We start from the raw sequence: 14,301 nt of genomic DNA on the forward strand, positions 1-14,301 counted from the left end.
CGGTCTGCCTGAGCTATGTCGCAATGCTCTTCGCAGTCGCCTTCTGGGCCGAACAGAGGGCGCTGCGCGGGCGGCTGGGATGGTTGCGCTCGCCTTGGATCTACACACTGTCGCTGTCGATCTACTGCACCGCCTGGACGTTCTACGGCGCGGTGGGCTATGCGGCGCGGTCGGGGCTGGAATATGTCACCATCTATCTCGGGCCGACGCTGGTGATGATCGGCTGGTGGGGGCTTCTGCGCAAGCTCGTGGCCATCGGGCGCAGCCAGCGCATCACCTCGGTCGCCGACCTCCTCTCGTCGCGCTACGGCAAGTCCAACGCGCTGGGGGTGATCGTCACGCTGTTCGCTGTGGTGGGCACCACGCCCTACATCGCCTTGCAGCTGCAATCGGTCACGCTGTCCTTTGCCGTTTTCGCGGCGCAGGGGGGCGGTCCCGGTGCCACTGATCCGGGGCTGGCCGACCCCGAGGGAACGGCGCTTTGGGTCGCGGCGGGGCTCGCGCTTTTCACCGTCATCTTCGGAACCCGCAACCTGGACGTCAACGAACGCCACCACGGCGTGGTCACGGCCATCGCTCTCGAAGCCGTGGTCAAGCTGCTGGCCCTGCTCTTCGTGGGCGTCTTCGTCGTCTGGGGCCTAGCGGGCGGCCCGGCCGAGATGTTCCGCGCCATCGAGGCGTCGCCGCTCGCGACATGGCAGATCCCGGGCGCGCGCTGGGCGGGCCTGAGCTTTCTTTCCGCGGCGGCGTTCATCTGTCTGCCGCGGATGTTCCACGTCCTCGTCGTCGAGAACGCGGACGAGCGTCATCTTGCGACCGCCGCCTGGGCCTTTCCGGCCTACCTGTGCCTGATGTCGCTCTTTGTCGTGCCGATTGCCGTGGTGGGGCTGGCGATGATGCCCGAGGGGGCGAACCCGGACCTTTTCGTGCTGACCGTCCCGCTGGCGGCCGAACGTCCCGGGCTGGCGATGTTCGCCTTTCTCGGCGGATTTTCGTCGGCCACCTCGATGGTGATCGTCGCGGCGATCGCGCTGTCGACGATGGTGTCGAACCATGTCGTCGTCCCGATCTGGCTGTCGGTGGTGCGCGGCGGGGCGCAGGTGTCGGGCGACGTGCGCAAGGTGGTGCTGCGGGCGCGACGCATCTCGATCGCGGGGCTGCTGTTTCTTGGGTACGTGTATTTCCGCCTTTCGGGTGGGGGGACGGCGCTGGCGACGATCGGGCTGATTTCTTTCGTGGGGGTGGCGCAGGTGCTGCCTGCGCTTCTGGGCGGCGTGTTCTGGCGCGGGGCGACGCGGGCGGGCGCGATCTGCGGGCTGTGCGCGGGCTTCGCGATCTGGCTTTACGCGCTGTTGCTGCCCAGTCTCGGCACGGGGGCCGCGTTTTCGGCCGGGATGCTGGCGCAGGGGCCCGGGGGGGTGGGCTGGCTGCGTCCGCAGGCGCTCTTCGGGATCGCCACGATGGATCCGGTGATCCACGCGCTCTTCTGGTCGATGCTAGTCAATACGGCGATCTTTCTCGCCGTGTCGCTTGCCACCTTTCCCGGCCCGGTCGAACGCCTGCAGGGCGCCGATTTCGTCAACGTCTTCCGCTATTCCTCGGGCGCGCGGGGCTGGTCGCGACACATGGCCGAGCCGGAGGACCTGCTGATCATGACCCAGCGCATCCTGGGGCCCGGCGAGGCGCAGGCGCTGTTCCAGTCCGCCGCCGCCGCGCAGGGCAAGCAGGGCTACCTGCCCGATGCGACGCCCGAGTTCCTGGAAAGCCTGGAGCGCGTGCTGGCGGGGTCGGTCGGCGCGGCCACGGCGCACGCGATGATGGGCCAGATCACCGGCGGCAGCGCCATTTCGGTCGAGGACCTGATGCGCGTCGCGGACGAGACCGCGCAGATCATGGAGTACTCCAGCCGTCTGGAAGAGAAGTCTGCCGAGCTGGGCCGCACTGCCCGGGCGCTGCGCGAGGCCAATGACAAGCTGACCCGGCTGTCGGTCCAGAAGGACGCGTTCCTGGGGCAGATCAGCCACGAGCTGCGCACGCCCATGACCTCGATCCGCGCATTCTCGGAGATCCTGCGCGACGGGGACGGGATCGGCGCGCCCGAGCGGACGCGCTATTCCGGCATCATCCATGACGAGACCCTGCGGCTGACGCGGCTGCTCGACGATCTGCTGGATCTCAGCGTGCTGGAGAACGGGCAGGTCACGCTTCACCGCGAGCGGGTCGCACTGGGCGAGGTGATCGATCGCGCGCTGGCGGCGTGGCAACCCGCGGGCGGGCTGCGGATCGAGCGTCTGGGCGGCGATGAAAAGGTGCGGATCGACACCGATCCCGACCGCCTGGCGCAGGTGTTCCTGAACCTCGTGGCCAATGCGGCGAAGTATTGCGACGCCCCGGACCCCGTCCTGCGCATCGCGGTGCTGGCCGGTCCCGAGGCGGTGACCGTCGATTTCATAGACAACGGCCGCGGCATCCCGCGCGAGGATCAGGGCGTGATCTTCGAGAAATTCTCGCGCGTCGGCGACACCTCGGCCGCGGGCGGGGCAGGGCTGGGGCTGGCGATCTGCCGCGAGGTGATGGCCCGGCTGGGCGGCACGATTGCCTATCTTCCCGGACAGGGCGGCGGCGCCTTCCGGGTGACGCTGCCGCGCAAGGCGGGCTAGCGGTTTCAAACGCGGCGACGTGTGGACCTGCGCGGGAAAGCATTTGGTAACCCCGATCTGTCAGACCTTTCCATGGTCCCCGGCAGCAATTGGACAGGATGAGATGAGCCGACAGGCAGGCGAGGCTCTGCGCCGCAAGATCGCGGCCACCCGGCGGGACGATCCGCTGCAGGACGATGTCGTCCTCAGGGCGTGGCGCATGGCGCTGGCGCGGGGCCTGTCGGATTCGGCCGGCCTGCATGCGACGGTGACCGACAACGTCACGGCCGAGATGATGCCGCACGACATCGCCGCCCTCCCCGAAGAGGGGGACCTGATCGCATTGCTGGAAAACGATTCGGGCCGGTTCGGGTTTGCGATCCTCGACCCGCAGGTTCTGACCGGGATCATCGAATCGCTGACCATGGGCCGGGTGACCGCCCGCGCGCCGAAGACCCGGGCGCCCACGCCGACGGATGCGACCATGGTGGCCGATGCGCTGGATCGCGTGCTGGCGCTGTTTCAGAAGTCGCTGCGGGATCATGACATGTCCGACCCGGCGCTGGGCTTCCGCTTTGCCACCCGGATCGAGCAGGGCGCGGCGCTTGCGCTGAAGCTCGAGGATGCGCCGCACGAGATGCTGACGCTGTCGCTGTCGCTGGCAGGCGGGGTGCGCCGCGGCAGCATGCGGCTGGGGTTCCCGCCCGAATGGGCCGCGGGGCAGGGCGCCGACCCCAAGGCCGAGGCCGAAGAGCAGTGGCGCGACCGGATGGAAACCGCCGTTATGGCCAGCACCGTCACGCTGGACGCCCGGATCGGCCGCATCCGCATGCCCATCGACGAGGTGATGGGCCTGACCCCGGGTGCGACCCTGCCGCTTCTGCGCTCAGACCTGGGGCGGGTGCGGCTGCAATCGAACGACGGGCGGCGCGTGGGCGAAGGGCAGCTGGGCCAGGCGGGCGGGTTCCGCGCGGTGCGGCTTCACGGTCCGGATGCGCCGGCGGACGAACCCGCAGACTGGGCTCCTCCGCCGCTTCCCGGGATCGCGGAATACTAGGGACGACGCCGATCCGGTGGCCGCCCGGCGGCTGGTAGTGCGGGTGGCCGGTCCGGGCGTGACCCTGTGTCGACAATTGCGGTCTTGGCCCGTCCAACCTGACCTGTCGGAGCTAGGTCACCAGCCTTCGCCTGCCCATTTGCGCGCACAGGGTCAGGATGGTCGATCTCTTTCGTCGCCTCAGGCGTCGAGTTCGCCGCGCAGGCCCGACAGGTCGTAACCGGCGCCCGCCGCGGCGGACAGGATCTCGTCCGTGGGCATCCGGCCCTTCTGACCCAGCGCCCAGATGATCGACGACCGTGTGCCCGACCGGCAGTAGGCGAAGACCGGGCCGGACGCCGCGTCGAGCAAGACGCGATGCGCCTCGACCTGCTCGGGGCCTAGCGCGCCGTTCATCACCGGGACATAGTGGAAGTCGACCCCCGCCGAAGCAGCGGCCTCGGCCATCGCGTCCGACCCCAGCTCTTCGGGATTTTCGGTATCGGGGCGATTGCAGATTACCGTGGTGTAACCGGCCTCGGCCAGAGCAGAGAAATCCTGCGGCGCGATCTGCGGCGCAACGGCGTAGGCGGGGGTGAGCGGTCTGATATCCATGGCGCCATGATTACAGCCTCGCCCCGGCCCTCGTCCAGTGCCGCTTCGCGCACGGCGCCCGCAATCCCGGGCGGAGAGGGGCCGCCGCGCAGGGGGCCGACGTGGTGCGACACGGCCCGGCCGGATGCGCGCGGGGGCAACACCATCGCAACCGGAGGCCGGGAAAGGTCGGGGGAGATTGCGTTTTTCCGATGTACGGATAACGGTTGACCTCATGACACACAGACATGACGCACCGGATCGCCACCAGTCCTCCGCGTTTCGCGTCGCGGTCCCCGGCCGGGCGCGACGAGGATGAGCCGACTTCTCCAGGCCCGCCGCCGGGGCATCCTTCTCCTGGCCCTCGCTGATTTGCCGGCCGCCGGGCTGGGCCCCGACGATCGGGCCGGGCTGGCCCGGGCGTTGCAGGACGCCGCGACGGACACCGGGCTGGTCGGCGTGGTCCTGGGCCCTGCGGGCCCCGCGGGCTTTGCCGATGCCGGGCTGGCCGATCCGGATGCGCTCCGCCCTCCCGCGACCAGGCGCAGACGGGCGGACGCGGAAGATACGCCGCCGACGCTGGCCGAACTTGCCGAGATGATCGAGGCCATGCCCTGTCCGGTCGTACTGCGCCTTGCCGGCCGCGTGACCGGCGGCCTGGCCGAGCTTGCGCTCGCCGCGGATGGCTGCATCGCGGTCGAGGGGCTGTCGCTGGCCTTTACCGACACGGCACTGGGCCTGCCGCCCGCTGCGGGGGCCACGCAGCGCCTGCCGCGGCGCTGTGGCGCGCGGCAGGCGCTGGACTGCCTGCTGGGAGGCGCGACGCTGGACGCCGCCGGGGCCGTCGCGGCCGGTATCGCCGATCTGTCGGTGCGCCGGGGCCCGGCGGCCACGGCGGCGCACCCGTTCCACGACACTGTCGCGGGGCTGCCCGAGGCGATGGCGCTCGCCGCCGAGCTGGCCGTGACGCCCGAGCTTCGGCCGCTCGACCGGAACGCGGGGCTGGCCGATCCCTCGGCCTATCTGGCCGAGATCGCGCAGGCGCGGTCGGCCCTCTCTTCCGGGGAGCAGGGTAAGGACACCGTGGCGCTGCGGGTCATCGACTGCGTCGAGGCCGCGCTGATCCTGTCGCTCGAGGCCGGGCTCGGGATGGAGCGCGCCGCGCGCGCCGATGCCCTGGCGACACCGGCCACGCGTGCGCTGATCCACGTCGCCCGGGCCGAGGTCGATCCCGCCCGCCTGCGTCCCTCGGGCGGCACGGCGTCTGCCCGCGGCGAAGTCGCGGTGATCGGTGTCGCGGGCGTCCCGCTCGTGGCCGAGGCTCTGGCGGCCGGACTGGCCGTGACGTTGGTCGAGGTCGACCAGGGCGGGCTCGATACCGCGCTCGGGGCGTTGGTAGACGGGCTCGATGCCGAGGTGCTGGCCGGCCGGCTGGCGGCGGAGGAGCGCGACCGCAGGCTGGCGCGGCTGGCCCCGACCACCCGGCTGGAGCGGCTGGGCGCGGTGCCCCTGGCCGTGGAGGGAGGCGAGACGGACCCCGACCTGGTCCGCGAATTGCTGCGCGCAATGGCGGTGGCGGCGGGCACCGACACCCGCTGCGTGCGGATCGACGCCACCGGCGACGTGGACCGGCTGGCGCGCGAGGGGGCGCAGCCCGCTCTGGTCACGCTGGACCTGCCGCGGGATATCGAGGCGCGCGGCCTTGCGGGGTTGGCCGCCGCCCCCGGCGCGACGCCAGATGCGGTCGCGGCGGCGGCCGGATTCGCCCGGCGGCTGGGGCGCCACGTGGTGCAGGGCGCGGGCGTGGCCGGACGGCTGCGGCTGACGCTGTCGGCAACCCTCGCCCGGACGGTCGAACGGCTGCTGCTGTCGGGCGCCACCCCTGAGGCTATCGATGCAAGCTTGCGCGCCGCGGGGTGGCGCACCGGGCCCTGCCTGCGGTTCGACCGCGACGGGCTGGACCGGGTGACGGCGCAGGCCGCCGCCGCGTCGGCCGCGGGCTGGGCGCACCCCGGGCTGGGGTTCCTGGAAACCCTGGCCGAGGTCGGGCAGACCGGGCGGGCCGCGGGTGCGGGGCTTTACGACTGGGCGGGCGGGCAGCCCGGGGGGGTGACGCCCTTGGTCCTGCGCGCGATCTCCGGCGGGACCGAGGCCGCGGCCCCGACACCCGACGCTGGCGAGGCGCCGCCCGACGCCGCGGGCATCCGCGACCGGATCGAGGCCGCGCTGGCCGTCGCGGGCCTGCGCGCTGTGGCGTCAGGCGCGGCGGGACAGGCGGCGGATATCGACCTTGTGGCGATCCACGGACTGGGCCTGCCGCGGATCTCGGGCGGGCCGATGCACGCGGCGGGGCAGGGCGGTCTTGTCCGCCTGCAATCCCGCCTGCGCGCCCTCGCCGCCGAAGATCCCGAGCTCTGGACCCCGCCGCCGCTGCTGGCCGACCTGATCAAGACGGGTCGAACGCTGGAGGGGGGGGCTGCCTGACGATGCCCCCCGCGACACGCCCCGACCCGAAAGCCTTCCTGCCTGACGTATCCCGCCTGATGCAACTTGCCTGCCGGGCGTCACGATGGACGATGAAGCCGGGCGGGCCGCAAGGGGGATCGGGTCGCGTGACGACGGGCATGGTGCGCCGGGCAGGGCTGGGGAGGTGCGGGACCACGCCGCTTACATTTGGTCGTCGGAATAGGATCGCTTTGCGAGGTCGAGCCGCCGACGACGCCTGTCCGGGCTGTTTAACTGTACCAAGGACGCTGCGTTCGACCGCCAACCGCCGATACGGCGGTGCCGCTGCGCGGGTCCGGTCGTTCGACTGAGTCGGCCGTCGCGCCCGCGCCTGGCCGACGCCGAAAGCGGCTCAGCCCAGCAGGATGCCGGTGATGACCGCGATCAGTCCCAGGGCCGACACGGCCAGCGCCCCGAGGTTCAGCGCCACCAGTCTTTGCAGACGGGCCCGCAGGTCGGCGTCCGACAGTCCCGCGCGACGCAGCGATACGCCCTTGACCACGCAAAGCCCCAGCCCGGCAATGCCCAGAAGCGTCAGTACGACGCCGATCCAGATCAAGATGTCCATGTGCCTGCCCCTGCGCTGCCGGTTCCGCGCGCCTGCCTAGAGCATCCGCGCCGGCTCGGCAATCTCGGGCATGGTCCCGGTGGAAACGGTCAGGGGCGCGGTCAGGGCATGCGACGGCCTCTGGCGCGGGCGACACGCCGCTGCGCCCGCGGTCCGCTGGGACCTTGCGGGCGGCCGGGTGGACGGGCTAGAGGCATGGACCATACAGGAAACAAGGCTGAGGCAGGCCGGCATGAGCGACATCACCGATCCGACATCCGACAGCTACCGCGTCACCGCGGACGAGCTGCGGTCGTTTATAGAGCGCTTCGAGCGGCTCGAGCAGGAAAAGAAGGACATCGCGGAACAGCAGAAAGAGGTCATGGCCGAGGCGAAGGGCCGCGGCTACGACACCAAGGTGATGCGCAAGGTCATCGCCCTGCGCAAGCGCGACAAGGACGACATCGCCGAGGAAGAGGCGGTGCTTGAAATGTACAAGTCCGCCCTCGGGATGGAGTAACTTCAGCCCCGCCCCGGCGGGGCGACTTCCGCCTATGCGCGAGGGCTCCTCGGGGCGCTGTGGACGGCGCCCGGATCGACCGGGCCGTCGCTCCCGTGGGGCCGCCCGCCCTAAAGGCCAACCCAACGACTGGCGAGGCCCGGCCCGTCTGCGCCGCCGGCGGCTCGGGACAGGCAGGCCACCGGACAGTCGCGGCCGTGACGGCCCCGACTTCCTGTGACTGGCGTCCCGACTGCCACGGCGTTCCCGGCCGTCGGCCCACCTATCACGCAATCTGAAAGCGCCCGTTGACGCCCGATCGCGGCAAGACCAGTCGCCCGGGGCCGGCTGGCGCGCACTCTTGTGGCGGCTGTCCCGGACGGGGGGCGGTAAGGGCGCGGGCGGCGATGCGTGTCGGCCTGAACCGGCCTCCCCCTCCGGCATGCCCCTGCTGGCCCGCCCGGTCGCACCCACCTCGCGCTAGCGGGTCAGGGCTAGCGGGTCAGGAAGGTGACGCCGGGGATCTCGGCCACCCGGGCCATGTCGGCCTCGTAGGCTTCGGACAGCGCATCGGTCAGCTCTTCGGTCCAGCCGGGCAGGTCGAACTCGGCCTCGACTTCTTCGTCGAGCGCGAACTTGTCTAGGAAGGCGACGACGACCCGGCGGCGCATCGCCTCGGTCGCCGGGGGGTGGGCGCGGGTATAGGCACGCAGCTTCTTCATCCCCTCCTGCGACATGATCGGGCGGATGCCGTCGAACCCGCCCTGCAGCGGCGCATCCGTCCCGAGCCCCGCCATGTCCCGCAGGATGTCGGTCCAGATCAGCGGCGACTCCTCGTTCTGCCAGACGGTGATCGGGCAATCGGGCACCGCCTCGCGCAGCTGCGCGACCATGTCGGACCAGCGCAGATGCATCGGGTCGGTGCCCTCGATATAGGCGCGAAATTCCTCGGGCCGGCCACCCTGCCGGGCAAAGACCGCCGGGACGAAGCCCGCCGGATCGCGCATGGCGAGGTGAAAGGACACGTCGCAGGACGGCACCGCGTTGCGCAGCCACGCCGCCTTGTGCGCGCGGGGGTACAAGCGGCCCTCGCCCACGGCCCGGGCCGGGGCGCTGAGAAAGCTGTCGTTGCTCAGCACCAGTCGCCCCAGGTCCGCGCCGCCGAGGATCGCCTCCAAAAGCGCCTCCTCGGCCTCGTGGGTGGCGGCGTCGCCGCGCAGCCCCGTCGCGAGGTCGCGCAGAAGGATGCGGTACTGTGCGGGGGCGGGCACGCTGACGCCCTGCGCGGCCAATGCTTCGGCATTGCGGTGCAGCGTCTTCAGAAGCCGGTCGTCGTCGGTGCAATGCGCACCGATGTGAAAGGCGATCTCCATCCCGTCTCCTGCCTTGCCGCCGTGCCCGTGCCTGGGTCTCGGGGCCCGGGCGCCCCCGCTGGACGGCGCCGATGATCCGTCGCCGCCTCTGCGGCGGTCCCTATTTCTCTGCCATCCCGCGATGGCGTTCAATCCCCCGAAGCGGTGGGGGAGGGATTCTGGACAGGGACGCCGGTATCGGAGAAAAGCTTGGGTCATGAGCGCAGAGACAGCCCAGAGCACGCAGCCCGCCGTGCGGCGCACCACGACACCGATCTCGCCCTGGTCGGCGGGGGCGCTGGCGATCGCCGCGCTGGTCTGCATGCCGATCGCGGCGGTGCTTGTGCTGGCCTTCGCACCGACCGAGAATATCTGGCCGCACCTGATGGCCACCACCCTGCCGCGCTATCTGGGGCATTCGCTGCGGCTGACGCTGGCGGTCGGGGCGCTGTCGGCGATGGTGGGGGCCGGGGCCGCGTGGCTTGTCGTGATGTACCGCTTTCCCGGGCGGCGCTGGCTGGAATGGGCGCTGCTGCTGCCGCTGGCGATCCCGGCCTATGTCGGGGCCTATGCCCTGGTCGATTTCCTCGAATACGCGGGGCCGGTCCAGCGCGGACTGCGGGCCGCGATGGGTTGGCAGAGCCCGGCTGATTACTGGTTCCCGGCGATCCGGTCCGAACCTGCCGCCGCGATGGTGCTGAGCGCGGCTCTCTACCCCTACGTCTACCTGCTGACCCGGGCGGCGTTCCGCGAACAGTCGGCGGGCGTCTACGAGGTCGCCCGCGCGCTCGGCGCCCGCGGGCTGGGACGGTTCCGGCGCGTCGGGTTGCCGCTGGCGCGCCCGGCCATCGCGGCGGGCGCGGCCATCGCGATGATGGAGACGGTCAGCGATTTCGGCGTCGTCGACTATTTCGGCGTGCAGACGCTGACCACGGGCATCTTCACCACCTGGCTCGAGATGGGCAATGCGGGAGGCGCGGCGCAGATTGCCTGCGTGATCCTCGCCGTGGTGGGAGCGCTTGTCGCGCTTGAAAAGATCGGGCGCCGGCGGGTGCGGTTTCACCGGCCTTCGCGCAGCGACCGTCCGGCGGTGCCGCAGCCTTTGCCGCGGCTTGCCGGCTGGGCGGCCTGCGCGGTCTGCGTGGCCCCGGTTGCGCTGGGGTTCGTGCTGCCGGTTGGCGTGATCGGGGCGCATGCCCTGCGCCACCCCGACGCCTGGGTCGACCCGGCGCTGGCGCGCGCGCTGTGGCATACCCTGACGGCTGCGGGCGGCGCGGCGGTGATCACCGTGACCGCGGCGCTTTTCATGGTCTATGGCATGCGCCTGTCGGGGCGGGCTCTGCCGCGACTGGTGCTGCCCTTCACCACGTTGGGCTATGCCGCGCCCGGCGCCGTGCTGGGGCTGGGTCTGCTGATCCCGCTCGCGGCGCTGGACAACCGTCTGGCCGATGCGGTTCAGGCCCTCACAGGGCACGATCCGGGCCTTCTGCTGACCGGTTCGGCCGCGGCGGTGGTGCTGGCCTACGTCGTGCGGTTCTTCGCCATCGCACAAGGCGCGGCGGATGCCGGGATGGGCCGGATCGCCCCCAGCCTGCCGATGGCCGCGCGCACGCTGGGGCGCAGCGCCGGCGGCACGCTGCGCGCCGTGCATCTGCCGCTGATGCGGTCGAGCGTGGGGACCGCGCTGCTTCTGGTCTTCGTCGACGCGGTGAAGGAACTGCCGGCGACGCTGCTTTTGCGTCCGTTCAATTACAACACCCTGTCGACCCGGGTCTACGAGCAGGCCTCGCTCGAGAAACTGGGCGAGGCCGCTCCGGCGGCGCTTCTGGTCATGGCGGTGGGATTGGTCGCCACGGGTGTCCTGGCCCGCGCGAATCGCTGAGTCCACCCGGGGGCCACGCGCGGGCTGCCCGAGGGCTGCGGCGCGCCGGGCGGACGAAGGGCGGGCGACCATTCCACTCGCCCGTCACGCGGTGGAAAGCGGCGGCGACCCTGCGACGCGCTCGCCTGGATGGCGTGAGGCCTGCCGCGACCCGGTCATAGCCTTGCCGACCGGATGCGGCCCGGCCGAGATTGCAACCCGACGATCCCGGGCGCGGATGACCGCCGCCGCAGGGGAAGGGCGGGGGGGGGCCGCGCGCCGGCCCTTGCCGGGCGACCCGGACGGTGCCTGCGTGAAGCACGGGCGGCACTGCCGCGACGTCAACCGGCGATGCGCACCGGCAATGCCCGCACTTGCCGCATGGTCGCGCAGAAAAAGCGTCATGCGGCGGGGCTTGGTGCTTGACGGGGGCGGGAGGCGGCCATAGAACGCGCCTCACGTTCGGGGTCGGCCCCGGATGGACAGTGGGCGGTTGTAGCTCAGTTGGTTAGAGTACCGGCCTGTCACGCCGGGGGTCGCGGGTTCGAGTCCCGTCAACCGCGCCATCACTGTCCCATTTCGCCGACACCGCACGAGATGCGCGGTTGTAGCTCAGTTGGTTAGAGTACCGGCCTGTCACGCCGGGGGTCGCGGGTTCGAGTCCCGTCAACCGCGCCATTTTCTCTTCAGACTTCCCCCCCCCGCAGATTCGTGCCGAAAGCTCGGTTCCCTACCTCTTGTTGCCCTATGTCTCGGTGTCCGACATCTCGGCCCCTGACAGATCCGTGCACGGCATGACGGTGATCGGGCAGGCCGAGGGTTCGATCCCGGACTTCGCCCGAAGATGTCGCCGACCGCCATGTGCGTTGGACCTCGGATCGTCTGGGCTGGCCTGTGACCGACAGGCGGATGCACGCCTTGCCATGATCTGACGGTACCGAAGCCGCCCGGCCCGGTCCGCAGCGTCCGTCCCCCGTCGCAGCATCCGTCCCCCGTGTCATGCCCGGTCCATCCGGGGCGCGGGGCCCGTCCGGTGGGGCAGGGCGCCGCCCGCGGACAAAGGGGGCGACCGCTTGCCGCCCTGTCCCCCGGGGCCTGACGCCCGGTCTGAGGGGGCAGGTGCAGGCGCGGCCCGATGGGATCAGAGCGGCTGTGCGCGCTCCACGAGGCGGGCGAAGAACGAGGCGCCGACAGGCGCGATCTCGTCGTTGAAATCGTATTCCGGATGGTGGCAGAAGGCGCCCGGGCCCTGTCCCAGGAAAAGGTAGGCGCCCGGTCGGGCTTGTAGCATGTAGGCAAAATCCTCGGCCCCCATCTCGGGGCGCCGATCCTCGCGGACACCGGCGTCGCCGGCCACCTCGCGCGCGACCTCGGCGGCAAAGGCCGCCTGATCCGCGTCGTTCACCGTGGGCGGGTATTCGCGCGAATACGTCACCCTGACCGTCACGCCATAAGCCTGCGCCTGCGCCTCGGCCAGCGCGCGGATGCGCCGTTCGGCCATGTCCCGCACGGCAGGGGCAAAGCTGCGCACCGTGCCGCCGACCCAGGCGTCGCCCGGCACCACGTTCGAGGCCGATCCTGCGTGCACCTGCGTCACCGACACCACAAGCGCCTCGGTCGGGGGGGCGTTGCGCGCCACCACCGACTGGCAGCCCTGCGCAAAGGCCAGCGCGGGCGGGATCGGATCGGTGCAGAGATCGGGAAAGGCCGCGTGCCCGCCCTTGCCCTCGAAGGTGACCTCGAACTCGTCGACCGCGGCCATGATCGGACCGGCGCAGGTTTCGAAACTGCCCATCTTCTGGCCCGGTGCATTGTGCAGGGCAAAGATGCGGGCGATGCCGAAGCGGTCCATCACGCCCTCGTCGACCATCACGCCGCCGCCTCCGCCCGCCTCTTCCGCGGGCTGGAACAGCAGCGCAACGCAGCCCGCGAAATTCCGCGTCTCGGTCAGGTAGCGCGCGGCGCCCAGCAGCATCACCGTATGCCCGTCATGGCCGCAGGCATGCATCTTGCCCACGGTTTCGCTGGCATGATCGGCGCCTGTCGCCTCGTCCATCGGCAGGGCGTCCATGTCGGCGCGCAGGCCGATCACGGGCCCGTCGCCACGCCCGTGGATCAGCGCCACGACCCCGCTTTGCGCGATGCCCTCGTGTACCTCGTCGACGCCGAAGTCGCGCAGCCGCGCGGCGACGAAGGCCGCGGTTTCGTGGCAGTCGAAGCCCAGTTCGGGGCGGCGGTGCAGATGCCTGCGCCACTCGGTCATCTCGGCGCCGAATTCGGCGATGCGGTTCAGCACGGGCATATGGACTCTCCTTCGCGGTCCTGATGGAACAGACTTGCGGCGGAACAGGAGCCTTGTCCATGACCCCAACCCCCGACGTCACGCGCGGACCCGCGCCCGACTACGACCCCATCTACGACGTGCCCGACGGGATGCCGCGTCTGCTGGCCCTGATGGCGCGGCTGCGCGACCCTGAAAAGGGGTGTCCGTGGGACATCGAGCAGGATTTCGATTCGATCGTGCCCTACACCATCGAAGAGGCCTATGAGGTCGCCGATGCCATCGCCCGCCGCGCATGGGACGAAGTGCCGGGCGAGCTGGGGGACCTGCTGTTGCAGGTGGTCTATTTCGCGCAGATGGGGGACGAGGCCGGGCGGTTCGATTTCGATGCCGTCGCGCGCAGCGTCACGGCCAAGATGATCTCGCGCCACCCGCATGTCTTCGGGTCCGACAGCCGCGACAAGACCGCCGCCGCGCAGGTCGGCGACTGGGAGAGGGTGAAGGCCGGCGAACGCGCGGACCGGGGCGAGGGCGGGGCGCTCGACGGTGTGGCGCTCGGGCTGCCCGCGCTGACCCGGGCGCTGAAGCTGCAAAAGCGTGCCGCGCGCGTGGGCTTTGACTGGCCCGATCCGGGGGGCGCGGCGGAGAAGCTGGCCGAAGAGGCCGCCGAGTTCGCCGAGGCGGCCCGAACCGGCGATCCCGACGCGATCGAGGACGAGCTGGGCGATGTGCTGTTCTCGACTGTGAACCTCGCCCGCCACATGGGGCAGGACCCCGAGGCCGCCCTGCGCCGCGCGAACGAGAAGTTCGCGCACCGCTTCGCCCAGGTCGAGGCCCGGCTCGCCGCAGAGGGCCGCTCCCCCCGCGACGCGACGCTTGAGGAGATGGAGGCGCATTGGCAGGCCGCCAAGGCCGCGGCGCGCGACGAGCGCGCGTAACCCGCGCCGGGGCGGGCGGGCCGCGCCGGGTGTCGCACGGCTCGGATCC

The 14,301-nt window shown here is 71.2% G+C and carries 10 protein-coding genes and 2 tRNA genes; 8 read left to right on the forward strand and 4 right to left on the reverse strand.

Annotated elements, in window-relative coordinates; translation table 11 throughout:
• Window positions 1-23 precede the first annotated feature (23 nt).
• Together EKE94_RS01030 and EKE94_RS01035 are read left to right on the forward strand one after the other, a co-directional pair.
• Window positions 24-2,660 (forward strand): sensor histidine kinase, encoded by a 2,637-nt coding sequence (locus EKE94_RS01030; RefSeq protein ID WP_127905426.1) that lies wholly within the window; start codon window positions 24-26, stop codon window positions 2,658-2,660.
• 103 nt (window positions 2,661-2,763) lie between these two features.
• On the forward strand, window positions 2,764-3,696 hold the full coding sequence (locus EKE94_RS01035; RefSeq protein WP_127904754.1) for a FliM/FliN family flagellar motor switch protein: 933 nt from the start codon (window positions 2,764-2,766) through the stop codon (window positions 3,694-3,696).
• Between the two features lie 180 nt (window positions 3,697-3,876).
• Here the strand turns inward: EKE94_RS01035 and EKE94_RS01040 are convergent, their stop codons facing one another.
• Complete coding sequence (locus EKE94_RS01040; protein WP_127904755.1) at window positions 3,877-4,290, reverse strand: TIGR01244 family sulfur transferase; 414 nt, start codon at window positions 4,288-4,290, stop codon at window positions 3,877-3,879.
• 294 nt (window positions 4,291-4,584) lie between these two features.
• Here EKE94_RS01040 and EKE94_RS01045 point away from each other — a divergent pair, with 294 nt between their 5' ends.
• On the forward strand, window positions 4,585-6,753 hold the full coding sequence (locus EKE94_RS01045; protein WP_127904756.1) for an enoyl-CoA hydratase-related protein: 2,169 nt from the start codon (window positions 4,585-4,587) through the stop codon (window positions 6,751-6,753).
• 373 nt (window positions 6,754-7,126) lie between these two features.
• On the opposite strand, the gene EKE94_RS01050 is transcribed toward EKE94_RS01045, so the two are convergent.
• Window positions 7,127-7,342: a hypothetical protein gene (locus tag EKE94_RS01050; RefSeq protein ID WP_127904757.1), complete on the reverse strand. Its 216-nt coding sequence runs from the start codon at window positions 7,340-7,342 to the stop codon at window positions 7,127-7,129.
• A gap of 232 nt (window positions 7,343-7,574) precedes the next feature.
• Between EKE94_RS01050 and EKE94_RS01055 the strand changes: the two genes are divergently transcribed.
• A complete protein-coding gene (locus tag EKE94_RS01055) occupies window positions 7,575-7,841 on the forward strand; it encodes a DUF2312 domain-containing protein (protein ID WP_127904758.1) in 267 nt (88 codons plus the stop codon).
• 473 nt (window positions 7,842-8,314) lie between these two features.
• On the opposite strand, the gene EKE94_RS01060 is transcribed toward EKE94_RS01055, so the two are convergent.
• Window positions 8,315-9,193: a hypothetical protein gene (locus EKE94_RS01060; RefSeq protein WP_127904759.1), complete on the reverse strand. Its 879-nt coding sequence runs from the start codon at window positions 9,191-9,193 to the stop codon at window positions 8,315-8,317.
• A gap of 196 nt (window positions 9,194-9,389) precedes the next feature.
• Between EKE94_RS01060 and EKE94_RS01065 the strand changes: the two genes are divergently transcribed.
• The 3 genes from EKE94_RS01065 to EKE94_RS01075 all read left to right on the forward strand — a co-directional run bounded on the left by EKE94_RS01065 (window position 9,390) and on the right by EKE94_RS01075 (window position 11,711).
• Window positions 9,390-11,054, forward strand: a complete 1,665-nt coding sequence (locus EKE94_RS01065; protein ID WP_127904760.1) for an ABC transporter permease — start codon at window positions 9,390-9,392, stop codon at window positions 11,052-11,054.
• A gap of 468 nt (window positions 11,055-11,522) precedes the next feature.
• Window positions 11,523-11,599: transfer RNA gene (locus EKE94_RS01070), tRNA-Asp, on the forward strand.
• 35 nt (window positions 11,600-11,634) lie between these two features.
• Window positions 11,635-11,711, forward strand: a tRNA-Asp gene (locus tag EKE94_RS01075).
• A 463-nt stretch (window positions 11,712-12,174) separates the two neighbouring features.
• Here EKE94_RS01075 and EKE94_RS01080 read toward each other — a convergent pair.
• Window positions 12,175-13,335, reverse strand: a complete 1,161-nt coding sequence (locus EKE94_RS01080; protein WP_127904761.1) for a M20 aminoacylase family protein — start codon at window positions 13,333-13,335, stop codon at window positions 12,175-12,177.
• 59 nt (window positions 13,336-13,394) lie between these two features.
• Here EKE94_RS01080 and mazG point away from each other — a divergent pair, with 59 nt between their 5' ends.
• Window positions 13,395-14,252 carry a nucleoside triphosphate pyrophosphohydrolase gene (gene mazG, locus EKE94_RS01085; protein ID WP_127904762.1) on the forward strand — a complete coding sequence of 286 codons (858 nt, stop codon included), beginning with the start codon at window positions 13,395-13,397 and terminating at the stop codon, window positions 14,250-14,252.
• Window positions 14,253-14,301: the final 49 nt, after the last annotated feature.

Source organism: Mesobaculum littorinae, from assembly GCF_004011175.1.
In the GTDB taxonomy this organism is placed as follows: Bacteria; Pseudomonadota; Alphaproteobacteria; order Rhodobacterales; family Rhodobacteraceae; genus Tranquillimonas; species Tranquillimonas littorinae.

What these genes read in the sequence shown, in the direction of transcription:
- EKE94_RS01050 (WP_127904757.1), bottom strand. Translation starts at nt 7,342, where the DNA reads ATGGACATCTTGATCTGGATCGGCGTCGTACTGACGCTTCTGGGCATT.
- EKE94_RS01035 (WP_127904754.1), top strand. Translation starts at nt 2,764, where the DNA reads ATGAGCCGACAGGCAGGCGAGGCTCTGCGCCGCAAGATCGCGGCCACC.
- EKE94_RS01055 (WP_127904758.1), top strand. Translation starts at nt 7,575, where the DNA reads ATGAGCGACATCACCGATCCGACATCCGACAGCTACCGCGTCACCGCG.
- EKE94_RS01040 (WP_127904755.1), bottom strand. Translation starts at nt 4,290, where the DNA reads ATGGATATCAGACCGCTCACCCCCGCCTACGCCGTTGCGCCGCAGATC.
- EKE94_RS01060 (WP_127904759.1), bottom strand. Translation starts at nt 9,193, where the DNA reads ATGGAGATCGCCTTTCACATCGGTGCGCATTGCACCGACGACGACCGG.
- mazG (WP_127904762.1), top strand. Translation starts at nt 13,395, where the DNA reads ATGACCCCAACCCCCGACGTCACGCGCGGACCCGCGCCCGACTACGAC.
- EKE94_RS01030 (WP_127905426.1), top strand. Translation starts at nt 24, where the DNA reads ATGCTCTTCGCAGTCGCCTTCTGGGCCGAACAGAGGGCGCTGCGCGGG.
- EKE94_RS01045 (WP_127904756.1), top strand. Translation starts at nt 4,585, where the DNA reads ATGAGCCGACTTCTCCAGGCCCGCCGCCGGGGCATCCTTCTCCTGGCC.
- EKE94_RS01065 (WP_127904760.1), top strand. Translation starts at nt 9,390, where the DNA reads ATGAGCGCAGAGACAGCCCAGAGCACGCAGCCCGCCGTGCGGCGCACC.
- EKE94_RS01080 (WP_127904761.1), bottom strand. Translation starts at nt 13,335, where the DNA reads ATGCCCGTGCTGAACCGCATCGCCGAATTCGGCGCCGAGATGACCGAG.